Genomic DNA, 23,569 nt, shown 5'->3' with positions numbered 1-23,569 from the left:
CCTGGGGCGGTAGCCTGTGACCCGTTCACCCACCTTCGCGAGCCATGACCTCCATCTTCGACCAGAACCTGCCCCGCACCGAAGCCAACTTCGCATCCCTGTCACCCCTGTCGTTCATCGAACGCACGGCCGAGGTCTACCCCGACCGCCTGGCCATCGTGCACGGCGACTTGCGCCAGACCTGGAGCCAGACCTATGCCCGCTGCCGCCAGCTGGCCAGCGCCCTGGCGCAGGCAGGCATCGGCAAGAACGACACGGTGGCCGTGATGCTGCCCAACACCCCGCCCATGGTGGAGGCCCACTTTGGCGTGCCCATGGCGGGCGCGGTGCTCAATGCGCTCAACACCCGGCTGGACCCGGAGGCCATTGCCTTCATGCTCGACCACGGCGAGGCCAGGGCGGTGATCGTGGACCCCGAGTTCACCGGCACCATGGCCAAGGCGCTGGCCCTGCGCAGGGGCACCACGCCCATCCGCGTGATCGAGGTCCAGGACGCGCTCTACGGCCCCGCCGCGCAGAGCCTGGGCGGCACGGACTACGAAGCCTTTGTCGCCACGGGCGACCCGGCTTTCGCCTGGAGCCTGCCCGCCGACGAGTGGGACGCCATTGCCCTCAACTACACGTCCGGCACCACGGGCAACCCCAAGGGCGTGGTCTACCACCACCGGGGCGCGGCCAGCAATGCCATCAGCAACGTGCTGGAGTGGGACATGCCCAAGCACGCGGTCTACCTGTGGACCCTGCCCATGTTCCATTGCAACGGCTGGTGCTTTCCCTGGACGGTGGCGGCCCGCGCGGGCGTGAACGTGTGCCTGCGCCGCGTGGACGCGCAGGCCATCTTCGACGCCATCCGCACCCACGGCGTCACGCACTACTGCGGCGCGCCCATCGTGCACGGCCTGCTGGTCAATGCGCCGGATGCGATGAAGGCGGGTGTGCAGAACCTCGCACAAGGGGGCGTCAAGGCCATGGTGGCGGGCGCCGCGCCCCCGGCCTCGATGATCGAGGGCATGGAGAAGATGGGGTTCGATCTGACCCATGTGTACGGCCTGACCGAGGTGTACGGCCCCGCCACCGTGTGCGCCAAGCACGAGGCGTGGGACCAGCTCGACATCGGCGAGCGCGCCCGCCTCAACGCCCGCCAGGGCGTGCGCTACCACCTGGAGCGCGACGTGCGCGTGCTGGACCCGGAGACCATGCTGCCCGTGCCGCAGGACGGCGAAACCATGGGCGAGATCATGTTCAAGGGCAACATCGCCATGAAGGGCTACCTCAAGAACCCCAAGGCCACCGACGAGGCCTTTGCGGGCGGCTGGTTCCACAGCGGCGACCTGGCCGTGCAGTACCCCGACGGCTACATCAAGATCAAGGACCGCAGCAAGGACATCATCATCTCGGGCGGCGAGAACATCTCGTCCATCGAGGTGGAAGACGTGCTCTACCGCCACCCCGACGTGCTGGCCGCCGCCGTGGTGGCCAAGCCCGATGCCAAGTGGGGCGAAACCCCGTGCGCGTTTGTGGAACTCAAGGCGGGGACCACCACCACGCCCGAAGACATCGTGGCCCACTGCAAGAAGCACCTCGCGGGCTTCAAGGTGCCCCGCGCCGTGGTGTTTGGCGAGCTGCCCAAGACCAGCACGGGCAAGATCCAGAAGTTCGAGCTGCGCAAGCTGGCCGGGTCGGCGGCGGCCATCAACGTCTGATCACACGGCTCAGCCAAAACCGCACGCCAGCGTCTGCCGGCCGCCATCGAGGTTGTATTCGGACTTCCAGTAGTGCCGGTCTTCGATGGCGGTGAACGCCACGCCGGGCCCGGTGGGGTAGGCCGTCGCGAACGGGCGGCGCAGGATCACAAGCAGCTCGCATTGGGGCGGCCAGTCCGCCACTTCGTCGATGAGGTTGCCCCGTGCCAGCTCGGCCTCCAGGATCATGCGCAGCGGGGCGGCCAGCGCGGCGGGAATCTGCTGACGGCTCATGCGCGGGGCTGGCTGGCGGCGGCGGGCTTTGCCGACCGTTCGGACGGAGCATCGTCCAGCAGCCGCTGCAATGCCAGCACCTGCCACTGGTGCTCCGGCTCGAAGGCCGAGAGGTCTTGCACCGCATACCCCCCATACGCGTACACCGTGGCATAGGCCGCGTAGCTGGCGGCCTCCAGCGCCCGGCCCGCGAGCGCGTTGGCCACGGCGTAGGTGGCCGACACGGCGGCATGGGCCGATCCGTCCAGCGACTGCGAGCCCCGGTGGTGCGAGGCCACCTCCTTCATCCGGGCGGCGGCGTTCGCCAGCGTGGCTGCATCCACCGTGCCTGCCGTGAACGCTGCCAGCGTGTCCAGGCCCGCGATGGCCTCGGGGTCTTCCAGCAGATGGCGCACGCGCTCGACACACGCCAGGCCAAACGCCAGGCGCAGAGGCGTGTGGGCCTCGCTGGCCAGGTCGCAGCCGGCAGCCAGTTGCGTGAGCGCTGTGTTCATGGCGTGAGTCCTTTCCGGGGGCTGGGCAGTTCACGGGTATTTGCTATCAATAAAGTAGCTGATTGCGCAATGGGTACAAGCGCTGTCGCCTGTTTTGACTCAAAAATCCGCCCCGCGGGAACGCGGCTGGGGCATGGCGGTGGGCGCAGGGCATTGTGGCGTCCCGCGGGCCCCGCGTCGAGCCGGGCTAGGTGGGCCACGGGGAAGAACGGCTATGCCGCGAGGCCTTCCAGCCAGGCGCGTGGCGACATGCCCAGCTTCTGCGCAAACACCCGCGACAGCGCGGACGGGTTGGCATACCCCAGCCCATGAGCGATCGATTTCACGGACCGCCCGCCGCGCAAATGGGCCTGCGCGAGGGTGAGGCGCCAGTGCGCTAGGTAGTCCGCGGGCGTTTCGCCCACCACGGCCTTGAAGCGTGCCGCGAAGGCGCTGCGCGACATGCCGGCCTGCGCGGCCATCTGCTCCAGGCTCCAGGCCTCGCCAGGGGCATCGTGCAGGGCCGTGAGCGTGCGCGCCAGGCGCGGGTCGGCCAGGCCGGTCAGCAGGCCCGGGGGCATCCGCGCCTCCTCGGGGTGGTCGAGCAGCCAGCGCAGCAACTGCAGCAGCACGACTTCAAAGAGCCGGTCGGCCAGCACGCGGTGGCCGCAGCGCAGGCGGTCGGTCTCGGCGAACAGCAAATCCAGCGCCTGCTGCAGGCCCTCGACGCGGGCCAGCGGCAGCAGCACCAGCGGGGGCAGGGCGCGCGCCAGCGGGTGGCTGGCGCCGCCATCGAAGTCCAGTGCCGCGCAGGTGAAGTCCGAGCCCTCCATGGGCGCGTTGTGAAAGAAATGCTCCAGCGGCCGCGCGTAGAACAGCAGGCTGGGCTCGCGCACCTCCAGGCGCTCCGGTGGCCCCGCCAGGGGCTGGTGGGCGACCACCATCTCGCCGCGTCGCAGCACATGCAGAAACCCGCGCCCGGGCGCCGCCGCGAAATGGGTGACGCCGCACAGCGGGCCGGTGTGGAACAGGCGCGCCCGCACCCTGAACCGTTCCAGCAGCGAGGACAGGCGGTCCAGCGGCACGGACGGTGGCGTGAGGCTGCTTTCCGTGGGGTTCATGGTTGTTTTGGATGTATTGGTATGAATGATGGACTATTGATGCCCAATGGTATTCGATGTCGCCAGACACTGCAGGGGTGCTGTGTTCATGCACCCGATGCGGCCAACGCACCGGCTTTCAACCTCCATGCCATTTCCAAGGAAGACACCATGTCCACCATTGCCTCCTCCGCCGCCCGCATTCCCCTTGTCGACCGCTCCACGGCCAGCGGCCCGGCGCGCGCGCTGCTCGACCAGATCCACGGCGCTTTCGGCGCCACACCCAACATGTTCCGCGCGGTGGCCAACTCGCCTGCCGCGCTGCAAAGCATGTGGGGCGCCTTCGGTGCGCTGGGCGGCGGCCAGATCGGCGCCGCGCTGGGCGAGCAGATCGCCGTGGCCGTGGCCAACCGCAATGCCTGCGACTACTGCCTGGCCGCCCACACGGCGCTGGGCCGCAAGGCGGGCGTGAGCGGCGACGATCTGGCCGCCGCGCAGTCGGGTGCATCCGCCGACCCGCGCACCGCCGCGGTGCTGCGCTTCGCGCTCAAGCTGGTCGACGAGCGCGGCCAGGTGGATGCCGCCGATGTGCAGGCGCTGCGCGAGCAGGGCTGGAGCGACGGGCACATCGTGGAGATCGTGGCCCATGTGGCGCTCAACCTGTTCACCAACTACGTGAACGTGGCGCTGGCCGTGCCCGTGGACTTCCCCGGCGTGAAGCTGCGCCCCGCGCGCTGAGCCGAGGGGGCTGCATGCCCCTCACGCCACTGTGCGGGCCGCTTGCAGTTCCTGCTCCAGCCACGCCGCGAAGCGCTGGGCCTGCGGCGATGCCTGGGGCGCCAGGCCGTAGTAGTGGCGCGTGAGCGGCAGGGCCAGCCCCGGCAGCGGGCAGGCCAGGCGGCCCGCCGCCAGGTCCTGCGCCACCAGCGAGGCGGGCGCGAGCGCGAAGCCCAGCCCGTCCAGCGCGGCCTGCAGCACGAAGTGCAGGTGGTCGAACTGCAGCTGGCTCGCCGGTTGCAGGCGCGGGGCGCCCACCTGGCGCTTCCAGTCGTCCCAGTCGCCGGGGCGCGAACGCGACCACAGCAACACGTGCGCCGCCAGGTCGGGCGGCGTGCGCACCGGCTGGGCCGCCCACAGCGCGGGTGTGCCCACCACCAGGGCCTGGTCGTGCAAAAAAGGCTGCGGCGTGATCGCGGCCGGCCAGCCCGCCAGTCCCCGGCGGATGGCCACGTCGAACGGAGCGGTGGCGTGGTCGGGCGTGACCGTGCTGGTCACCACGTTGGGCTCGATGTCCGGGCACTGCGCGACGAAGCCCGGCAGGCGCGGGATGACCCAGCGCACGGCGAACGAGGGGCGCACGTTGATGGTCACGGTGCGCGGGGCCCCGGGTGTCGCCAGGGCCTGGGCTGCGGCGCCGATCTGCGCCAGGGCGGGCTCCACTGCGCAAAGAACTGCTGGCCCTGCGGCGTGAGCAGCACCTGCCGCACGCGCCGCTCGAACAGGGCCACGCCCAGGTGGTCTTCCAGCGCGCGGACCTGGCGGCTGATGGCGCTGTGGGTGACATGCAGTTCCATGGCCGCGCGCGTGAAGCTCAGGTGGCGCGCTGCCGCCGCGAAGGCGCGCACCGCATGGAGCGGGGGCAGGCGCTGTGGCGTGGCGGGCGGCATGTGTGCGATTTTGTCACGCATGCCGGGCGGCGATGTCGTTTGTCAGCGGCCGCCGTCGTGCGCACCATCGCCTCTGGCCCTGATCCCCTCCACCTTTTTTTGAACCACCCGCCATGCCAGCCACCGCCCCGGCGCAGCCCGACCCCCATGCCATCGACACCCTGGCGCGCCTGGAGGCGCTGCTCGGGCCGCTCAGCGATGCCTCCGTGCACAAGGAGGTGCCCCGCGTCCACCCCGCCTACCGCGCCATGATCGAGGCCTCGCCCTTCGCGGTGCTGGCCACCACTGGCCTCGGGGGGCTCGATGCATCGCCGCGCGGCGATCCGCCGGGCTTCGTGCAACTGCAGGACGACACCACCCTGCTGCTGCCCGAGCGCCGGGGCAACAACCGCGCCGACAGCCTGCGCAACATCCTGGCCGATCCGCGCGTGGCGCTGCTGTTCCTCATCCCCGGCGTGGGCGAAACCCTGCGCGTGAACGGCCGTGCCCGCATCAGCGTGGCGCCCGATCTGCTCGCGCGTTTCGTGGTCAACGGCCAGCCGCCCAAGTGCGTGGTCGTGGTCGAGGTGGAGACCGTGTTCTTCCAGTGCGCGCGTGCCCTCCAGCGCTCGCGCCTGTGGGATGCCGTGCCGCCCGGCACCCCGCGACCGGTGCCCACGCCCGGCGCCATCCTTGCGTCCCTCACGCACGGCGCATTCGATGGCGCGGCGTACGACCAGGAACTGCCGGCGCGGCAGCAGGCGACGCTGTATTGAGAGGATCGGCCGGACGGACGCGAACCCTCAGGCCTGCTCGGCCGTGAAGGCCGCCGCCGCCTCGCGCAGCGCCTGCGCGAACTGCGCCACCTCGGCATGCTGCGCGTCCCGCAGGCGCTGGAACAGCGTGATGGGCGGCAGCGTCCAGCCAAAGCGGTGCGGCACAATGGCCACGCCGGCGATGCGCACCAGCTCCTGCGCGATGTCGGCCGGCACGATGGAGACAGCCCGCTCGCTGGCCGCCACCAGCTCGCCGATGACCTTGGACGAGAGGCTTTCCACATAAGGCTGCGGCGGCACCACGCCCGCGCGCAGGAAGAAGTCGGTGATCTGCTCGCGCATGGGCGTCTGCCGCGCGCCCAGCACCCAGTCCAGGTCCGCCAGCTCGGCCCAGGCCAGGGGCTTGCGGGCCAGGCGCGCCGACAGGCGGCGGTGGGCGATGAGGCGCGGCTCCTGGTGGTACAGCACCTCGTGCACCAGCCCGTCCATGTCGAGCACGGCGGATGCGCGGCCGATCACGCAGTCGAGTTCGTGCCCGCGCAGGCGCTGCAGCAGGTGGTCGCTGGTGCCTTCGTGGATGCTCACCGTGGCGCGCAGCCCGCGCGGCCGGGTCTGCCCGATGGCCGCGGCCAGCAGGCGGCCCGGCACGAAAGGGATCACGCCGACCTGCAGGTGCGCGGCGCGGCCCGCGCTGGCCGCTTCCATGTCGCGGGCCCAGTGGCCCAGGTCCTGCAGCAGGGTGCGCGCACGGGCCAGCGCCACGGCGCCGAGCGCGGTGGGCACCATGCCGCGCGGGGAGCGCTCGAACAGCGGCGCGCCGAAGATCGCCTCCAGTTCGGCCAGCGCGTGCGTGATGGCGGGCTGGCTCGTGGCCATGTGGTGCGCCACGCGGGTGAGCGTGCCATGCGCCTCGATCTGCTGCAGCAGCACCAGATGCCGCACCTTCAGGCGCGAGGCAAGGCGGGCCTGGACGGCCTCCGGATCCAGGGGCGGGGGCGTGGGCATCGGGTTTTTGGGGTATTCAGAAAACTATATGGCTTGATATTAATTGCTGATGCTTTGCTTATGGGAAGTCTCCACAATGCGAAGCGAGCGAGGGAGCGAACAGGCAGGTGGGTGGAGCTGGCGGGAGCGCAGAGGCACCGCCAGTCTCCTTGGGCACGCGGACAACCAGAAGGGGGACAAGGCAATGGATTCAGTGCTGTGGGTGGTGGCCCTGGGGGCCGTGGCGGCGGGCTTCGTGCAGGGCCTGTCGGGCTTTGGCTTTGGCATGGTGGCCATGTCGTTCTGGGCCTGGACGCTGGAGCCGCGCCTGGCGGCCGTGCTGACCGTGTGCGGCGCGCTCACGGGCCAGCTGGTGGCGGCGGCCACGGTGCGCCGGGGTTTTGACCGGGTGCGCCTGCTGCCCTTTGTGCTGGGCGGCCTGGTGGGCATCCCCATCGGGGTGGCCGTATTGCCCCGGCTGGACATGGACGCGTTCAAGGTCATCCTGGGCACGCTGCTGGTGCTGTGGTGCCCGGCGATGCTCATGGCCAAGCAGTTGCCCCGCATCACACGCGGCGGGCGCGTGGCCGATGCGGTGGTGGGCATGGCGGGCGGCGTGATGGGTGGGCTGGGCGGCTTTACCGGCGTGCTGCCCACGCTGTGGTGCACCCTGCGCGGCATGGACAAGGACATGCAGCGCGCCATCATCCAGAACTTCAACCTGGCCATGCTGCTGGTGACCTTCATCACCTACCTGGCCACCGGCCTGGTCACCCGGGAGGCGCTGCCCCTGCTGGCCATCGTGGTGCCGGCGATGCTGGTGCCCACGCTGCTGGGCGCGCGGCTGTACCACGGCATCAGCGACCTGCGTTTCCGCCAGATCGTGCTCGGGCTGCTCACGCTGTCGGGTGTGGCCATGCTGGTGGCGAGTGTGCCCAGGGTGCTGGCGCGGCTGGGGTGAGGGCGCACGCCTTCAGAACCCTGACGGCCCGGCAGCGCAACGGCGCCCAAGGCTCTAACATGCTCTTCGGCACGCGCCTTGCCCATGCGGGCGCGGCCGCCGCGGCTGCGGCATCCATCCACCGAGGAGACTTATGACAACACACAACAAATCGCTTGCACGGGCTGCGGGCGCCGCCCTGGCTCTGGCCCTGCTGGCCGCGCCGGCCCTGGCCGAGGTGTACGCCAAGGAAGAACTGATCAAGGCCAGCAAGGAGGCCGCCGGCGGTGGCAAGGGCACGCTGATCGGCGAGTACGCGTTCACGCGCGACAAGGCGTCCAGGGACCAGGCCATCAAGGAGATCAGCTGGCTCACGCTGCAGCCGGGCGACTCCATCGGCTACCACAAGCACACGACCAATGAAGACACCTACATCATCGTCTCGGGCCGTGGCACCTTCCGCGACAAGGACGGCCGCGAGGTGCCCGTGAAGCCGGGCGATGTGACCATCGTGCGCAAGGGCGAATCCCACGGCCTGGTCAACACCGGCACCGAGCCGCTGGTGTTCGTGGATGTGATCGCCGAGCAGTGAGGGCGCCGTGGCGCGGCCCCGCGCAGTGACAGGGGCTGGGCGGCGGGGGGCCGGCCGGGCTGCGCGCGGGCGGCACATAGAATGCCGCGGTGCCCGCCAGCGCACCATTCCTTCCCGTCCCCCGCTGCTCCTCTCTTCGCACCTTGACTACCTTCGTGAACGGGCCTCTGTCGCGCGAGCTGGCCATGCGCTTTCTGGGCGGGTTCGACATCTCGCGCGGACAGGAGGCAGTGACCGCTTTCCCCTATGACAAGGTCCGCGCACTGCTGGCCTACCTGGCCCTGGAGCCTGGCGAGCACCGCCGCGAGCACCTGGCCGACCTGTTGTGGCCGCAGGTGGATGCCGAGCGGGCCCGCGCCAACCTGCGGGGCTGCCTCTTCGACCTGCGCCGTGCGCTGGGCGATGCGCAGGCGACGGCGGCGGGATCCCCGCCGCTGATCGAAGCGTCCCAGAAAACGCTGCGCCTGCGCGCCGGCGCCGGCTGCCGCCTGGACGTGGCCGATTTCCTCGCGGGCGCCAGCGTGCCCGTGGATGCGCCGGCTTTGCTCGAGCAGCGCGTGGCGCACTACCGGGGGCCCCTGCTGGCGGGGCTGTACCTGCCCGACGCGCCCGAGTTCGAGGCATGGCTGGCCGCGCGGCGCGAAGGGCTGCACCGCCAGGCGCTGGACATGCTGGAGCGGCTGGTGGCGCACCACGAGCTGCAGGGCCACGGCGCGAAGGCGCTGCAGTATGCGCAGCGCGCCATCGAGGTGGACCCGTGGCGCGAGCCCTTGCAGCGCAGCTATCTGCGGCTGCTCGCGCGCCGCAGCCCGTCCGCGGCGCTGACGCACTATGCCGCGTACCGCCGCGCCATCGCGCAGGAGCTGGGGGCCGAGCCCGAGCCACAGACCGTGGCGCTGGTCGAACGCATCGGCGCTGCCGCAGCACCGCAATCCCCGCAGCCCGAGGGCCTGGCGCTGCCGGAACGCCGCCGCCTTGCCGTGCTGGCCTGCGATTTCGAGCCGCGCGACGGCATGGACCCCGAGGACGCCGCCACCGCGCTGGCGGGGCTGCTGGAGCAGGGCAGCGGGCTTGTTCGCGGGTACGCAGGCCATGTGGTCGCGGCGCAGGGGGGCGAGCTGCTCGCCTTCTTCGGCTACCCCAGCGCGCGCGAGCATGCGCCGCGCGATGCCGCGCAGGCCGCTCTCGCCCTGGTGCAGACGTGGCGTGCCGCGGCCTGCGCGGCGGACCTCGTGCCGCGCGTGGGCCTGCACGCGGGCTGGGCCTTTGTGGCCGAATCCCAAGGCCCGCCCGATGCGGCGGGCACGCTCACCAGGACGGCGCGCCGCATGGCGCAGGCCGCGCCGGCGGGGGGCGTCTTGGCCAGCGCCGCGTTGCGCGGCATCCTGGAGACGCATTTCCAATGGGGCTCTGCCCAGGAGGGCGCGGCGGTGCTGCTGGCCCGAAGGCAGGACATGCGCCGCGGGGATGCGGAGGAGCGCCCTGCCTCTCCCCTGGTCGGGCGGCGCCAGGAGCTGGACAGGCTGCTGGCCGCGTGGGGCGACGTGCAGCGGGGGCGGCAGGTGGGCGTGCTGGTGCGGGCCGATGCGGGCAAGGGCAAGTCCCGCCTGGCGGCGGCCCTGGCCCAGCAGGTCCGTGCCTGTGGCGGCCGGGTCGCCGAAGTGGCCTGCCAGGCCGAGTCGGCCCACATCCCCTATTTTCCCTTTGTCGAGCAGCTGCAGCGCCAGATGGGGCTGGACCACGGCACGCCCGCCGATGCGCACCAGGGCGCTGTCCAGGCCGCCGTCCAGGTCCTGCAAGAGCTGGGGACGGAGGCCGCCCTGGCGGAGCTGCCCGTGCTGCTGCACCTGCTGGGCTTGCCCATGGACCCCGGCATTGCCGCCGCTGCGCAGCCCCTGTACCCGGCCCAGCGCAAGGAACGCGAGCAGCACCTGCTGGCGCGGCTGTTCGGCCCCGGCAGCGATGGCCCGCCGCTGCTTCTCGTCGTGGAGGACCTGCACTGGGCCGACCAGGCCACATCGGAGCTGCTCGAGCGCATGCTGGCGCCAGACCGCGATGCTCCCCTGCTCCTGCTGTGCACCACGCGGGCGCAGCCGCATGGGCCGCTGGCCGCCAGGCTGGCGGTGCAACTGGAACTGGCGCCGCTGTCGTACCAGTCCATCCGCGCCCTGGTGACGCAGCTGGAGGGCGGCACGCGGCTGGGGGATTCCCAGATGGCGTCCATCGTGGGCCGCGCCGACGGGGTGCCCCTGTACGCCGAGGAACTGGCCCGTGCCGCTCTGGCGGGGGGCGCAGGCCACAGCGAGGTGCCGGCCACGCTGTGGGACGCATTGGCCGCGCGCCTGGATGGAATGGGCCCGGCCAAGCGCATCGCACAGTACGCGGCCTGCATCGGCCGCGACTTCGGAGAGGACCTGCTGCGCGCCATCGCCGGGCCGCAGGACGATGTGGGCGGCGGCCTGGAGGTACTGCAGCACGCGGGGTTGGTGCGGCGGCGGCTCGGCGGGCCGCTGTATTTCCGCCATGCGCTCATCCGCCAGGCCGCCTACGAATCGCTGGCCCAGGCCGAGCGGCGGCGGCTGCATGCCCGGCTGGCCGAGGCGCTGCGCACCGATTTTTCCGAGCGTGTGCGGGCCTATCCCGCAATCCTTGCCCATCACCTGTCCGAATCCATCCATCCCGCCGCTGCGCATGCCTGGTGGGTGGCCGGCACCCAGGCCGCATCGCGCTCGGTGCTGGGGGAGGCCATCCACGACTTCTATGCGGGCCTGGCCGCCGTGCAGGCGCTGCCCGAGGACGACCCGGGCCGCGCGCGCGACGAGCTGCTGCTGCAGGTCGGCCTGGGCACGGCCCTGGTGGGCGCGCAGGGCTATGGCTCCGACGCGGCCAGGGATTGCTTTCACCGCGCCTGGGCGCTCGCCGCCAGCGCGCCGCCGGGCATGGACCTGTTCCCGCTCATGTGGGGCCTGTGGATGGTGGGGCGCCACAGCGAGGACGAGCATCCGCTGGAATACGCCGACCGCCTGGCCCGCATGGCCGAGGGCAGCGCCGACCCGGCGCGGCGCATGGCCGTGGAGTACGCCTACGGCAACAACACCCTGTGGCTGGGCGAGTTCGCGCGCTCGCGGGGGCACCTGGAGGCGGCCATCGGCTGGAGCACGCGGGTGGGCAGTGCCGAATCGATCGCGCGGTTCGGCGAGGACATCGGCATCGCCGCGCGCGCCCTGCTGGCCTGGGTGCACTGGATCGAGGGCGACCTGCCGCGCGCGCGGGCGCTGGCCGATGACAACGTGGCCCTGGCACGCACGCTGGGCCACGCGCACAGCTTCGGCTTTGCGTTCAGCTGCGCCGCCGTGCTCTACCGCCACCTGCGCGATCCGGAGCACGCCGCCGCCCTCAGCGCCGAACTGCTGGCCTACGCGCAGCACCACCGGCTGCTGCTGTGGCAGGCCGCCGCCGCGGCGGTGCTGGGCTGGGCGCAGGCGGTGCAGGGCGATGCCCGCGCGCTGGCCCCCATCCGCGAGGGCCTGGAGGGCGCGCGGCAGGTGTTCCGCGTGATCGAGATCACCTTCATGGCGTTCCTCATCGATGCGCTGCTGCACCTGGGCCGTGGCGCCGAGGCGCTGCCCGCCATCGACGAGGCGCTGCACAAGGCGGCCGCGCACCACGACACGCATTTCGTCGCAGAACTCCTGCGCCTGCGGGGCGATGCCCTGCTGCAGCTGCGGCCGTCCGACACCGCGCCGGCGCTGCGGCTGTACCGCGACGCACTGGCGCGGTCCGAGGCCTGCGGCGCGGCCCTGTTTGCGCTGCGCAGCGCCACGCGCATCGCACGCCTGCTGGCGGCGCAGGGGGCCTGTGGCGAAGCGGCGGCGCTGCTCGAACCCGCATTGGCTCGCGTCTCGGACCTGCCTGGCAACCCGGATCTGCACGAGGCACGGGAATGCCTGGCGCAGTGCACCGCGGCGGCCGCGGCCATGCGCCCCTGACGGAAGCATCGCGGCGGCCTGCCCCCCTGGCATTTTGTCGCGGGCCCGGTCCAGGGCCGCGATCGCGGCATTCAACGCTCTGTCAACGCCCTGCTTTCCACAATCCGCCCCTTGTCCAAGGTGCCGCGGCGCGGCGTAACAGGGAGGAGGCGGGATGGTCGTGAATGCAGCGAAGAAGGCCGAGGCGGCGTACCCATGGCGTGGCACCGTGCGTGCCGCTGCCATGGCCCTGGCGCTGGGCTGGGGGCTGGCGGCGCAAGGCAGCCATGCGGCGGTGCCCGCCTCCGTCAGCTACCAGGGGCAGCTCACCCAGCCTGGTGGCGGGCCGCTGGCGGGGCCCGTGCAATTGCAGTTCCGACTCTACGATGCGGCCACGGGCGGCTCGGCGCTGTGGGAGGAGACCCATCCGGCGGTGGCACTGGCGACCGGCGTCTTCAGCGTGCAGCTGGGCAGCATCGCCCCGCTGGCCTTGCCGTTCGACCAGCCGTATTACCTGGGCGTGAGCGTGAACGGCGCCGCCGAGCTGGCGCCGCGCATGCCCCTGTCCAGCGCGCCCTATGCCCTGAGCGCGAAGACCGTCGCCGACGGCGCGGTCACCGCCGCCAAGATCGGCCAGGTGTGCGCCGTGGGCGAGACGCTGCTGCAGACGGCCACTGGCTGGGCCTGCGGCGCGGCCACCGGCCCGCAGGGGCCGGCGGGCGCGGCCGGGCCCATCGGCCCCATCGGCCCCATCGGCCCGGCCGGTCCCACCGGCGCGGCGGGCGCGCGGGCGCTCATCGCCACCGCCGCCGAGGCTGTTGGCGCCAACTGCGCCACCGGCGGCACGCGGGTGCAGGGTGGCAGCGATGCGAACAGCAACGGCGTGCTGGACGCGGGCGAGGTCTCCGCCACCGCCTACGTCTGCAACGGCGCCCAGGGGCCGCAGGGGCCTGCCGGGCCGCAGGGCCCCGCCGGCGGCGGCGCCGGCAACCTGGTGCACGGCTGCTTCAGCGTGGGGCAGGCCGGTAGCGGCACGGGCTACACCGTGGCCTACGACGGCGGCACCGGCCAGCACCAGATCACCTTCACCACCGCCTTCGCCAGCGCCGGCTACACGCTGGTGCTGGACGCGCGGGCCGCGCCCACGGGCCGCGCGCGCGCCGTGCACCCGGTGGCCAAGGCGGCCGGCGCGGTCACGCTGGCGCTGGGCTGGCTCGACAGCGCCGAGACGGCGCAGTCGGTGTGCTTCATCGCCGCGCAGTGATGCATCAAGAGAACGACATGCCATGAAGAAGAACCACGCTTTTACTTCCCTGGCCCTGGCGGCCGCCCTGGCCGCCGGCGTATCGCCCGTGATGGCGCAGCAGGAATGCATGATGGGTGAGCTGCGCCTGTTCGCCGGCAACTTCGCGCCCCGCAACTGGGCCCTGGCGCAGGGGCAGATGCTGGCCCTCAACGCCCAGACGGCAGCGCTGTTCAGCATCCTGGGCACCACCTACGGCGGCAACGGATCCTCCACCTTCGCCCTGCCGGACCTGCGCGGGCGCGTGGCGGTCGGCGAGGGGCAAGGGTTCGGACTGACCTACCGCGCACTGGGGGACCAGTGGGGCGCTGAGACGCACACGCTGACCACCGGCCAGATGCCCCTGCACATCCACGCCCTGAACGTGGCCAGCAATGCCCCGGCCACCACGGGCACCCCCGGCAGCGACAAGGTGTTGGCCGTGGCGCAGAACGCGGGGCTGTATGCCGCCGCGTCGCCGTCGGTGCAGCTGGCCGCCACCAGCGTGGCGTCCGCCGGCAACGGACAGGCGTTCCTGATCCTGCCGCCGAGCCTGGGCATGAACTACATCATCTGCACCGCGGGTGACTTCCCCGTCCGGCCGTGAGCACCGCCATGCAAACACGGCGAACACGGCTGGGCCAGCTCCTGCTGGCCGGCACGGGCCTGCTGGCATGCGCCGGCACCGGCGCGCAGGTGGCCGGCAACTGCCTGCTGGGCGATGTGCGGCTGTTCGCGGGCGACTACGCGCCGGTGGGCTGGATGCTCGCCAACGGCCAGGCCCTGAGCATCACCGACCACAACGCGCTTTTCTCGGTGCTGGGCACCACCTGGGGCGGCGACGGCATGACCCACTTCAACCTGCCCCATCTGGGCAGCCGGATCCCGGTGGGCACGGGCCAGGGACTGGGGCTGGCCACCGACGTCGTCGAAGGCACACACCGGGGCGACGAGCAGATGTGGCTTCAGCACTGGAACCTGCCGCCCCACAGCCACGCGGTGGCGGCGGCGGGCGGCGCGGCCACCAGCGCCACGCCCGCTGCCGGCATGGCGCTGGCCGCGGTGCCGGAGGCGGGCGCCTTCGCGGCGGTCGCGCCCGACACCCGGCTGGCGCCCACGTCGGTGGGGAGCGCGGGCTCCACCCAGCCGTTCGAGAGGCTGCCGCCGTCGCTGGCGCTGAACTACATCATCTGCGTGGGGGGCACGTACCCCACGCGGAACTAGCGGGCAGGGAGCGCGGCATGCCATCCTTTCTTCTCTCCTCGGGCCGCGCGGCTGCTGCGCTCGCCCTGCTGGCTGGCGCCCTGGGGGCGCCGCCCGCAGCGGCCCAGGCCGGCGCCATCGCGGGGCAGGCCGTGGCGGGCCTGTCGTCGGGCGGCGGCGTGGTGCTGCACAGCGGCGCCGTCATTCCTCTGGCCAGCACGCCGGTGCTCACGGGGGGCAGCCTGCCCGGGGGCATGGCGGGCGTGGCCTACAGCCAGAGCCTGTCGGCCACAGGGGGCACGCCGCCCTACACCTACGCCCTGGCGGCCGGAAGCAGCCTGCCGGCGGGCATGTCCCTGTCCGCGGGGGGCGTGCTGTCGGGCGCCCCCACGGCAGCGGGCCACTACGGCTTTTCGGTGCAGGTCACGGACGCCGCGGCGCAGACGGCCACGGTGACCTATGTGTTCTCGGTGGCCGCCGCGCCCGGTCCAGGGGGGCCCGCGACCCCGGTCGCCGTACCGCTGGGCGGCCCGTGGGCGGGCACGTTGCTGGCGCTGCTGATGGCCGGGGGCGCGGCCACCGCACGCCGCCGTCAGCGCAAGGATTGATGCCATTTTGGGCTGCAGCGCTTTACCGCAAAGCGCTGGAAGCTATTAAAAATATAGCAAAACATGCACGGACCGGTGCCTGCGCTCCCGCGTGCACCCGCCAGGGCGGCGGGCGTTCAACGCTGCGTCAACGCTGCCTGCGAACAATCGCGGCCCAACGCGGTGCCGTGCAGCGGCTGAAGGGGGAGGGGATATGGGCGGTTGGAAGGCGGGGTTGCGGATGCGCCGGTGGGTGCTGGGTTGTCTGCTGGCGTGTGCCTGCGGAGGGGCGGTGGCCGATGACCCGGAACCCGGCTTCACCAATTACGCGCAGCTGGCCTCCATCGCGGTGGGCGGTGTCGCCGCGGTTTACCCGCTGGGAGATCTTACCGACGACCCGCTGCGGGTGGCGGTGCCGGGCATCCGCATCGGCCATTGCGCGCCGCAGAGCATCACGGTGCGGGCCTGGCAGCCCAACTACCAGCCCTATACCGTGCGGGCGCTGGGACAGACGCTCCACCTGTTCGGCGGCGAGACGGAGGGCGCGCTGTCCGTCCCCCTGGCGTTTGGCGCCAACACGGTGGAGCTGGCGGTGGAGCGGCCCCTGTCGTTCGACTACACCGCCAGGGCCTTCTACACGCTGCAGATCGAGCGCGAGGGGCCGGGCGCCAACGCCGAGCTGGCCGCCCTGGCGCTGTCGGCGGGCATGCTGTCCCCGCCGTTCGATCCGGCCACGCACAGCTACAGCGCCACCGTGCGCGACCGGTCCGTGGCGGTGGTCGCCACGGCGGCGGACTGCCCCGGCCTCACGGTCAACGGCCAGCCGGTGGCCAGCGGCAGCGCATCGCCGGCCATCCCGCTGGCCCTGGGCGCGAACACGGTGACGGTGCAGTCCGTGGCTCAGGACGGCACCACCCGCACCTTCGATCTGGCCATCACGCGGCTGGCCAGCGCCAGCGCCGACCTGGACAGCCTCGCCCTGTCCGGCGCCGCGCTCAGTCCGGCCTTCGACAGCGCCGTGACGGGCTACAGCGCCACGGTGCCCTATGCCACCACGGCGGTGTCGCTCACGGCGTCGCCAGCTGCATCCACCGCCACCCTCACCGTCAACGGGGCGTCCTTGGCGGCGGGCGTGCCGCATTCCGTGGCGCTGCAGGCGGGGGCCGCCACGGCGATCGCCGTCGGCGTGCAGTCGGAGGACGGCTTGGCCACCAGGACCTACACCGTGACCGTGGCCCGCGCCGCGCCCGACACCAACGCCCGGCTGGCGGCGCTGGCCCTGTCGGCGGGCACACCGAGCCCGGCGTTCGATCCGGACGTAGTGCTCTACACCGCATCGGTGGCCGGCACCGTCAGCGCGGTGACCGTCACGCCCACCCCCGCCTTCGCCGGGGCGTCGGTCACGGTCAACGGCGCGCCCGTGGCGGCCGGGGGCGGCGTGAGCGTGCCGCTCGCGCCCGGCACCAACACCATCGCCGTTCGGGCCACGGCGCAGGACGGCGCCACGCAGCGCACGTACACGCTGCGCGTGGTGCGTGCCAGCCTCGTGAACAGCGCCAGGCTGCTGGGGCTGGCGCTGTCCAGCGGCACGCCCTGGCCGTCGTTCCATCCCGCAATCGCCGCCTACACCGTGCGGGCCGCCAGCGATGCCTCCACGCTCACGGTCACGCCCACGGCGGAGGATGCGACGGCCACCATCCTCGTCCATGGTGGTCCGGTGGTGCCGGGAGAGGCCTCGGCGCCGATTCCCCTGCAGCCCGGCCACAACGCCATCACCATCCAGGTCACCAGCACCGACGGCCTGCAGACCGGCAGCTACACGCTGGACGTGCTGCGCGGACGCACCGACGCGGCGCTGGCCGGGCTGACGCTGTCGGGCGGCAGCCTCAGCCCCGCGTTCGACCCGGACGTGCTGGCCTACAGCGCCAGCGTGCCTTTCGTGATGGCCTCCGTGCGGGTGGGGCTGGCGCTGCCCGATGCCGAGGCCACGGCCCGCGTCGGCGGGCAGATGCTGCGCAGCGGCCATGCCGCCACCGTGGCGCTGGCGCCGGGGCCCAACACCGTGCCGGTGCAGGTCATGTCCAGCGACGGCATGGTGCAGCGCACCTACCTGGTTTCCATCACGCGCCAGGCGCCGCAGGCGGTGCCGCTCGCGCACAACCCGACGGCCTTCGCCGCGCCGCTGTCGTTGCCGCTGGAGGGCACGCAGGCCGTGACGCTCGCGGTGGGCGACGTGGATGGCGATGGGCATGTGGACATCGCCGCGGTGAGCCTGGTCCGGCGGGACATCGCGCTTCTCGCGGGCCGGGGCGATGGCATCTTCGCCGCCGCGCAGTGGTCGCCGGTGGGGTTGGGCGACGGTTTCCTGCTGGCACTGGGCGACTTCCAGGGCGACGGCTGGCTGGACGCGATGGCGGTGGATGGCAGCCACGCCCAGCTGGCCTCGGGCCTGGGCGATGGGCGCTTCAGCGCGCTGTCGCCCCCGCTGGCCTGGCCGCCCGCGGCGGCCGCGGGCGTCGCGGCGCTGGACGTGGACGGCGATGGCCGCCCCGATCTCGTGTCGCCCGGCGCGAACGGCGCTGCCGTGCAGCGCGGCCTGGGCGGCGGCCGCTTCGCGGACGCGCAGCCGGTGGGGAGCCTGGGCTGGGTGCGGTACGTCGTCGGCGGGGACTTCAATGGCGATGGGCGGATCGACCTGGTGCTGGTCAGCGGCGACGGTGCGCTGCAACTGCTGCCGGGCCTGCCCCTGGGTGGTTTCGGCGCGCCTTTCGACGGGACGCTGGGCGTGCCCATGGGCGGGGCGGTTCCGCGCGTGGGCGACCTCGACGGCGACGGGCGCGATGACCTCGTCGTCGCCGTGTCGGTGAACGGCGTGAGCACGGTGTTCGTGCTGCGGGGCCGCCCGGACGGCAGCTTCGAGAACCCCGTGCGCTTCGCCAGCGGCCTGGGGCCCATGATCGGCCAGGAGGTGCCGCAGGACGTGGTGGTGGGCGATTTCAACGGCGACGGCCATCCCGACGTCGCCGTGCTCAACGGCAACGGCGGCGCCTTCAATGTCGCCATCCTGGCGGGGCAGGGCGATGGCAGCCTGGCGGCGCCGCAGCTGCATTACGTTCCGTGGCTGCCCTCGCGCATGGCGATGGCCGACCTCGACGGCGACGGCAAGCCCGACCTGGTGATGAACGCGCTGTCGAACCGGGGGGAGGGGCTGAGGGTGCTGCGCAACACCGCGCCCGACCTGGCCCAGGTGGTGCCGTCCAGCGGCACGCTGAGCCCGGCGTTCTCGGGCGCCGTCACCGCCTATGCCGTGCAGTTGCCCGTGGGCGGCCCGGACTTCACGCTCACGCCCTGGCTGGCCTTCGGCACCGCCGAGGTGCGCGTCAACGGCGTGCCGGTGGCCAGCGGCAGCGCATCGGCGCCCGTCGCGGTGCCCGCCGGCGGCAGCGCGGTCGTCACGGTGAGCGTGCTGGCGCGCGATGGCGGCACGGCCACCTACACCTTCTCCGCCACGCGCCCCGTGCCCAGCGCGAATGCCCTGCTGGGCGCGCTCACGCTGTCCGCGGGCAGCCTGGGCCCGGCGTTCGATGCCGGCACCCTGCAGTACACGGCGAGCGTGGACCACGCGGTGGCGTCCATCACGCTGACGCCCCTGGCGGCCGAGGCCACGGCCAGCGTGCGGGTCAACGGCGCGCTGGTGGCGCGCGGCAGCGCGTCGGCGCCCATCGCGCTGGCCGTGGGCGACAACCCGGTCACGGTGCTGGTCACGGCGCAGAGCGGTGCCACGCTGTCGTACGTGGTGCGCGTGGTGCGTCCGGCCGCCGCCACCCAGTTCACGGGCGAGGGGCCGGGCGGCGCCGTCACGGCGGGTTTTTCGGGCGGCGGGGCCGGCTGCGGCTTTGCCGCCAGCAGGTTCGTTCCCGCCGCCAGCGTGGCGCCGGCGGCGCCCACGGGCGTGGCCTTTCCGCACGGGCTGTTCGATTTCGCCACCGCCGGGTGCGCGGCAGGGGCCACGCTGCACTTCACCATCACCTATCCCGCGCCGCTGCCGCCCGGCACGCGCTATTGGAAGTGGGGCCCCACGCCCGGCAACGCGGCTGCGCACTGGTACGAGCTGCCCGCCACCATCAGCGGAAACACGGTGCGGTTCAGCATCACCGATGGGGGCCTGGGCGACGATGACTTTGCCCTGGGGCCCAACGGTACGGTGCACGATGCGGGAGGCCCCGGCGTGCCCATGGTGTCGGGCGCGACGGCCGTGCCCACGCTGTCGCCCTGGGCCCTGCTGCTGCTGGCGGCCGGTGTGGCGGCCCTGGCGGGGGCCGGCCGGCGGCGCGCGGCACGGTGAGCGCGGGGCTCAGTCCCCCATCACCACGCCCTCGCGCCGCGGGTCGGCGCCGCCCATCCAGAGCTTCTTGCCGTGGGCGTTGCCCAGGGTGATGGCCTGCAGGCCGCTGGTCATGTTCATCTCGCGCACCTCGGCGCCGCGTGCGCGCAGGGCCTCCACCGTGGCGGGCGGGAAGCGCTTTTCCTCCAGCAGCGTGGGCCCGTTCATGGAGCCGAAGTTGGGCAGGTTGATGGCCTGCTGGGGCATCAGGCCCCAGTGGAAGACGCCGTAGAGCGTCTTGGCCGTGTAGTGGATGATGGCCGCGCCGCCGGGGCTGCCGCCGCTCATCAGCAACTCGCCGGTGGCCTTGTCGAACACCAGCGTGGGCGCCATGGACGAGCGCGGACGCTTGCCGGGCTGCACGCGGTTGGCGATGGGCTGGCCCTGGGCATCGGCGGGCGCGAAGCTGAAGTCGGTGAGCTCGTTGTTGAGCAAAAAGCCCTTGACCATTTGCCGCGCGCCGAACTGGTCTTCGATGGTGGTGGTCATGGCCACCGCGTTGCCGAACGCGTCGACGATGCTGATGTGGCTGGTGCCGTACTCGGGCTGGTCGGGCATGGGCGCGTAGCTGGCCTTCACCGCGCCGGGGTTGCCGGGCTGCGCGACCTTCATGCTCTGTGCGCCGATGAGCTTGGCGCGTTCGGCCAGGTAGGCGGGGGCGAGCAGGCTGCTCCAGCTGCCGGCGGGAGGCTGCACGAAGTCCGGGTCGGCCACGTACTGCGCGCGGTCGGCAAAGGCCAGGCGCGCGGCCTCGGTGTACAGGTGCAGCCAGTCGGCCGAGGGGATACCGTCCTGCAGCGGCTTGGCGGCCGCGTCGGTGTTCTTGAGGATGCCCAGGATCTGCCCGATGGCGATGGCGCCTGAGCTGGGCGGCGGAAAGCCGCAGACGCGGAAGTCCTTGCTGGCGACCTGGTAGTCGTGGCACAGCGCCTCGCGCTTTTTGGGCTGGTAGCCGGCCAGGTCGGCCAGGCTGAGCTTGCCGGGGTTGGTGGGGTGCTTTTGCACCTTGTCGACGATGGCCTGGGCGATCTCGCCCTCGTGCAGGGCCTTGCTGCCTTCGGCGGCGATGCGGCGCAGCACCGCGGCCAGTTCGGGGTTGCGCAGGTTCACGCCCACATCGCGGGCATCGCCATCGGCTTTGTAGAAGTAGGCGGCGGCCACCGGGTCCTTTTTGAGGTGCGGGTCCGCCGCCACCAGGGTGTTAAGCCGTGCGCTGATTTTGAAGCCGCCCTCGGCCAGGGTGATGGCGGGCTGGAACAGTGTGGCCCAGGGCAGTTTGCCGTGCTGCTTGTGTGCCAGCTCCAGCATGCGCACGGTGCCGGGCACGCCGACCGAGCGGCCGCCCACCACGCCGTCGTAAAACGGCACGGGTTTGCCGTCGGCGCCGAGGAAGAGTTTTTCGTCGGCGGCGGCGGGCGCGGTCTCGCGCCCGTCATAGGCCTCCACCACCTTGCCGCTGCTGTGCAGCAGGAAGGCGCCGCCGCCGATGCCGCTGGACTGCGGCTCGACCAGGGTCAGCACCATCTGCACCGCGATGGCTGCGTCCACGGCCGAGCCCCCGGCCTTGAGGATCTGGTAGCCCGCGTCGGTGGCCAGCGGGTTGGCGGCGGCCACGGCGAATTTCTCGGTGGCCCAGCCGGGTTTTTCGGTGTAGCCCGAGGAGCCTTCGGGCTGGGCCGGCACGGTGTAGGCGAACTGCGAGGGGGCGCTGGCGCAGCCGGCCAGCAGTGCGGCGAGCGCGGCGCAGGTGATCAGGCCAGGGCGCAGGCTGCGGGGGGATGCCGGGGCCGGCGAGACGATGGGGGACATGGGCTTCTCCTTCGTGGCAAGCAAGAAGCGGCCATCGTACGGTGCCCAGCCTGCGCGGGGGCTCGGCGTTACATTGCGCTACAGGCGCACGGTTTGAGGCCTTTTGCGGCCCTGTCTCTTTCTGGATAAGCGCTGATAGCTATCAAAAAATGAGCGTTCACGCCGGCACGGGCCCCGCGCGGCCGTCCTGAACCACGAACCGGGCCAGGGTGCTGGCGCCGCTGTCCGCGCGCATCGGGTCGTCCACCGCGCGCAGGGTGGTGGTCCAGCGTTCGGGCGTGATGTCCGCCAGGCCGTAGCCGCGCAGGTCGCAGCGGGCCAGCAGCACGTGGGGGTTGTGCCGCGCCACGGCGTCCACCTTGTCCTGCGTGGTGCCCGAGCGCGAGCTGATGGAGGTGCCGCAGAACTCGCTGGCGATGACGGGCGAGCCGGGGCGGTCCGCGTCGGCGTGCACGCGGCACACGTAGTTCTGGTGGATGTCGCCGCCCAGCAGCACGGTGTTGCGGGGCGCGTGGCGGGCCACCGATTGCAGCAGGCGTGCGCGGCCTGCGGGGTAGCCGTCCCAGCTGTCGGTGGACACCATGCCCGAGGGGTAGTGGCGCGGCGAGAACAGCGTCTGCTGCGCGACCACGCTCCAGCGTGTGGTGTCGCGGGTGGCCGCGTCGCTGGCCAGGCCGGCGTCGAGCCACTGCTCCTGCGCCGCGCCCAGAAAGCTGCGGGCGGGGTCGCCCAGGTCGGCGCACTGGCCGCCGCGCACTGCGCCTGCGCTGGCGGATTCCGGTGTGCGGCAGGCCTGCCATGTGCGGTACTGGCGGCCGTCCAGCAGGTGGATGTGGGCCAGCCGGCCCCAGCGCAGGCGGCGATAGACCTGCAGCGCGTCCCACCGGGTGTCGGGGAAGGGCCGGTTCAGGCTGGCCGCGCGCAGCGGCATGTTCTCGTAGAAGGCCTGCCATGCGGCGCCGCGCATCGCCGCAAAGCCGGTGGCGTCGCCCCGGCCTGCGCCGGCGGCGTAGTCGTTCTGAACCTCGTGGTCGTCCCAGGTCACGGCCCAGGGGCAGGCGGCGTGGGCGGCCTGCAGGGCCGGGTCGCTCTTGTGCAGCGCGTACCGGTCTCGGTAGTCGGCCAGCGTGGTGGCCAGCTGGAGGCTGTGGGTGCGCGCCAGGTCGGCCGTGTTCCTGGGCGTGGCGTATTCGTAGATGTAGTCGCCCAGGAACAGCACCAGGTCGGGCTGGTCGGCCGCCAGGTGGCGCCATGCGGCGTAGTGGCCGTGCTCCCAGCGCTGGCAGGAGGCAAATCCCACGCGCAACGCGCCAGGCAGGTCGCCCGGTGCGGGGGCCGTGCGCGTGCGGCCCACCGTGCTCACTGCATCGCCCAGCAGGAAGCGGTAGTGGTACCAACGGTCCGGGGCCAGGCCGCGCAGCTCCACATGCACGCTGTGGCCGAGCTGCGGCAGGGCAGGCGCCTCGCCCTTTTGCACGATCTTCGCGAAGCGCACATCGTGCGCCACCTCCCACCGAACGGTGTGGGCGGCCTGCACCTGCGCCGCATCGGCCAGCAGCAGCCGCGTCCACAGCACCACGCCGTCGGGCGCCGGGTCTCCACTGGCCACGCCCAGCGCGAACGGATTGGCGTGCAGCGACGGCGGGTTGCTCCAAGCCCAATGGGGCAGGCTGGTGGCAGCGGCAGCCATGGCTGCGCGCCGCAGAAAGGACCGTCTTTGCTCTGGGGGCACTGCAGGGTGCGCCTTAGTGCGCTGCGCTCAAAACTGGCGCAGCCCAGGCCAGCGGCCGCCGCGCAAGGGCCGCCAAGCTGCGGATGCGGCGCTTCGCTTGCGTGCGCTGGCGGCGTC

At 72.4% G+C, this 23,569-nt stretch carries 17 protein-coding genes and 1 pseudogene; 11 read left to right on the top strand and 7 right to left on the bottom strand.

From position 1 onward, the window contains the following. Positions 1-44 precede the first annotated feature (44 nt). Positions 45-1,703, top strand: coding sequence for an acyl-CoA synthetase (locus AC3RCE_RS17130; RefSeq protein WP_492253546.1), 1,659 nt, complete (start codon positions 45-47; stop codon positions 1,701-1,703). A gap of 9 nt (positions 1,704-1,712) precedes the next feature. Here AC3RCE_RS17130 and AC3RCE_RS17125 read toward each other — a convergent pair whose 3' ends face one another. From AC3RCE_RS17125 to AC3RCE_RS17115, 3 genes are all read right to left on the bottom strand, one after another. Further along, positions 1,713-1,976, bottom strand: a complete 264-nt coding sequence (locus AC3RCE_RS17125; RefSeq protein WP_492253545.1) for a hypothetical protein — start codon at positions 1,974-1,976, stop codon at positions 1,713-1,715. After that, positions 1,973-2,470 carry a hypothetical protein gene (locus tag AC3RCE_RS17120; protein ID WP_492253544.1) on the bottom strand — a complete coding sequence of 166 codons (498 nt, stop codon included), beginning with the start codon at positions 2,468-2,470 and terminating at the stop codon, positions 1,973-1,975. The genes AC3RCE_RS17125 and AC3RCE_RS17120 overlap by 4 nt, the downstream gene beginning before the upstream one ends. Positions 2,471-2,682: 212 nt before the next feature. Then, entirely contained in the window at positions 2,683-3,570 is an 888-nt protein-coding gene (locus AC3RCE_RS17115; RefSeq protein WP_492253543.1) for a helix-turn-helix transcriptional regulator, read from the bottom strand. Between the two features lie 150 nt (positions 3,571-3,720). Between AC3RCE_RS17115 and AC3RCE_RS17110 the strand changes: the two genes are divergently transcribed. After that, positions 3,721-4,287, top strand: a complete 567-nt coding sequence (locus tag AC3RCE_RS17110; protein ID WP_218340249.1) for a carboxymuconolactone decarboxylase family protein — start codon at positions 3,721-3,723, stop codon at positions 4,285-4,287. A gap of 21 nt (positions 4,288-4,308) precedes the next feature. Here the strand turns inward: AC3RCE_RS17110 and AC3RCE_RS17105 are convergent. Then, a pseudogene (locus AC3RCE_RS17105) lies at positions 4,309-5,237 on the bottom strand (LysR substrate-binding domain-containing protein). Positions 5,238-5,329: 92 nt separating this feature from the next. On the opposite strand from AC3RCE_RS17105, the gene AC3RCE_RS17100 reads away from it, so the two are divergent. Beyond that, positions 5,330-5,971 (top strand): pyridoxamine 5'-phosphate oxidase family protein, encoded by a 642-nt coding sequence (locus AC3RCE_RS17100; RefSeq protein WP_492253542.1) that lies wholly within the window; start codon positions 5,330-5,332, stop codon positions 5,969-5,971. A 27-nt stretch (positions 5,972-5,998) separates the two neighbouring features. On the opposite strand, the gene AC3RCE_RS17095 is transcribed toward AC3RCE_RS17100, so the two are convergent. Then, a complete protein-coding gene (locus AC3RCE_RS17095; protein ID WP_492253541.1) occupies positions 5,999-6,976 on the bottom strand; it encodes a LysR substrate-binding domain-containing protein in 978 nt (325 codons plus the stop codon). A gap of 184 nt (positions 6,977-7,160) precedes the next feature. On the opposite strand from AC3RCE_RS17095, the gene AC3RCE_RS17090 reads away from it, so the two are divergent. The 8 genes from AC3RCE_RS17090 (at position 7,161) to AC3RCE_RS17055 (ending at position 19,872) form a co-directional block, all read left to right on the top strand. Beyond that, on the top strand, positions 7,161-7,916 hold the full coding sequence (locus AC3RCE_RS17090; protein WP_492253540.1) for a sulfite exporter TauE/SafE family protein: 756 nt from the start codon (positions 7,161-7,163) through the stop codon (positions 7,914-7,916). Between the two features lie 133 nt (positions 7,917-8,049). Beyond that, positions 8,050-8,487 (top strand): cupin domain-containing protein, encoded by a 438-nt coding sequence (locus AC3RCE_RS17085; RefSeq protein ID WP_255591121.1) that lies wholly within the window; start codon positions 8,050-8,052, stop codon positions 8,485-8,487. 143 nt (positions 8,488-8,630) lie between these two features. Further along, a complete protein-coding gene (locus AC3RCE_RS17080) occupies positions 8,631-12,476 on the top strand; it encodes an ATP-binding protein (protein WP_492253539.1) in 3,846 nt (1,281 codons plus the stop codon). 154 nt (positions 12,477-12,630) lie between these two features. Then, positions 12,631-13,719, top strand: a complete 1,089-nt coding sequence (locus tag AC3RCE_RS17075) for a DUF8740 domain-containing protein (protein WP_492253538.1) — start codon at positions 12,631-12,633, stop codon at positions 13,717-13,719. Between the two features lie 22 nt (positions 13,720-13,741). Continuing rightward, positions 13,742-14,344: a phage tail protein gene (locus AC3RCE_RS17070; protein ID WP_492253537.1), complete on the top strand. Its 603-nt coding sequence runs from the start codon at positions 13,742-13,744 to the stop codon at positions 14,342-14,344. A gap of 8 nt (positions 14,345-14,352) precedes the next feature. Then, positions 14,353-14,961: a phage tail protein gene (locus AC3RCE_RS17065; protein WP_492244023.1), complete on the top strand. Its 609-nt coding sequence runs from the start codon at positions 14,353-14,355 to the stop codon at positions 14,959-14,961. A 17-nt stretch (positions 14,962-14,978) separates the two neighbouring features. Continuing rightward, a complete protein-coding gene (locus AC3RCE_RS17060; protein ID WP_492253536.1) occupies positions 14,979-15,548 on the top strand; it encodes an Ig domain-containing protein in 570 nt (189 codons plus the stop codon). A gap of 271 nt (positions 15,549-15,819) precedes the next feature. After that, positions 15,820-19,872, top strand: coding sequence for an IPTL-CTERM sorting domain-containing protein (locus tag AC3RCE_RS17055; protein ID WP_492253535.1), 4,053 nt, complete (start codon positions 15,820-15,822; stop codon positions 19,870-19,872). Between the two features lie 9 nt (positions 19,873-19,881). Here AC3RCE_RS17055 and AC3RCE_RS17050 read toward each other — a convergent pair whose 3' ends face one another. Further along, entirely contained in the window at positions 19,882-21,720 is a 1,839-nt protein-coding gene (locus AC3RCE_RS17050; RefSeq protein WP_492253534.1) for a gamma-glutamyltransferase family protein, read from the bottom strand. 157 nt (positions 21,721-21,877) lie between these two features. Beyond that, positions 21,878-23,410, bottom strand: coding sequence for an alkaline phosphatase D family protein (locus AC3RCE_RS17045; RefSeq protein ID WP_492253533.1), 1,533 nt, complete (start codon positions 23,408-23,410; stop codon positions 21,878-21,880). Between the last annotated feature and the right edge of the window lie 159 nt (positions 23,411-23,569).

Source organism: Acidovorax sp. GW823-FHT05D11 (assembly GCF_058795695.1).
The sequence above is the reverse complement of the archived record's forward strand: the minus strand, read 5'-3'. Positions and strand labels throughout refer to the sequence as shown.

Bases quoted from the DNA above. Each gene is read 5' to 3' on its own strand.
- AC3RCE_RS17130 (WP_492253546.1), top strand. From the start codon at position 45: ATGACCTCCATCTTCGACCAGAACCTGCCCCGCACCGAAGCCAACTTC.
- AC3RCE_RS17125 (WP_492253545.1), bottom strand. From the start codon at position 1,976: ATGAGCCGTCAGCAGATTCCCGCCGCGCTGGCCGCCCCGCTGCGCATG.
- AC3RCE_RS17120 (WP_492253544.1), bottom strand. From the start codon at position 2,470: ATGAACACAGCGCTCACGCAACTGGCTGCCGGCTGCGACCTGGCCAGC.
- AC3RCE_RS17115 (WP_492253543.1), bottom strand. From the start codon at position 3,570: ATGAACCCCACGGAAAGCAGCCTCACGCCACCGTCCGTGCCGCTGGAC.
- AC3RCE_RS17110 (WP_218340249.1), top strand. From the start codon at position 3,721: ATGTCCACCATTGCCTCCTCCGCCGCCCGCATTCCCCTTGTCGACCGC.
- AC3RCE_RS17100 (WP_492253542.1), top strand. From the start codon at position 5,330: ATGCCAGCCACCGCCCCGGCGCAGCCCGACCCCCATGCCATCGACACC.
- AC3RCE_RS17095 (WP_492253541.1), bottom strand. From the start codon at position 6,976: ATGCCCACGCCCCCGCCCCTGGATCCGGAGGCCGTCCAGGCCCGCCTT.
- AC3RCE_RS17090 (WP_492253540.1), top strand. From the start codon at position 7,161: ATGGATTCAGTGCTGTGGGTGGTGGCCCTGGGGGCCGTGGCGGCGGGC.
- AC3RCE_RS17085 (WP_255591121.1), top strand. From the start codon at position 8,050: ATGACAACACACAACAAATCGCTTGCACGGGCTGCGGGCGCCGCCCTG.
- AC3RCE_RS17075 (WP_492253538.1), top strand. From the start codon at position 12,631: ATGGTCGTGAATGCAGCGAAGAAGGCCGAGGCGGCGTACCCATGGCGT.
- AC3RCE_RS17070 (WP_492253537.1), top strand. From the start codon at position 13,742: ATGAAGAAGAACCACGCTTTTACTTCCCTGGCCCTGGCGGCCGCCCTG.
- AC3RCE_RS17065 (WP_492244023.1), top strand. From the start codon at position 14,353: ATGCAAACACGGCGAACACGGCTGGGCCAGCTCCTGCTGGCCGGCACG.
- AC3RCE_RS17060 (WP_492253536.1), top strand. From the start codon at position 14,979: ATGCCATCCTTTCTTCTCTCCTCGGGCCGCGCGGCTGCTGCGCTCGCC.
- AC3RCE_RS17050 (WP_492253534.1), bottom strand. From the start codon at position 21,720: ATGTCCCCCATCGTCTCGCCGGCCCCGGCATCCCCCCGCAGCCTGCGC.
- AC3RCE_RS17045 (WP_492253533.1), bottom strand. From the start codon at position 23,410: ATGGCTGCCGCTGCCACCAGCCTGCCCCATTGGGCTTGGAGCAACCCG.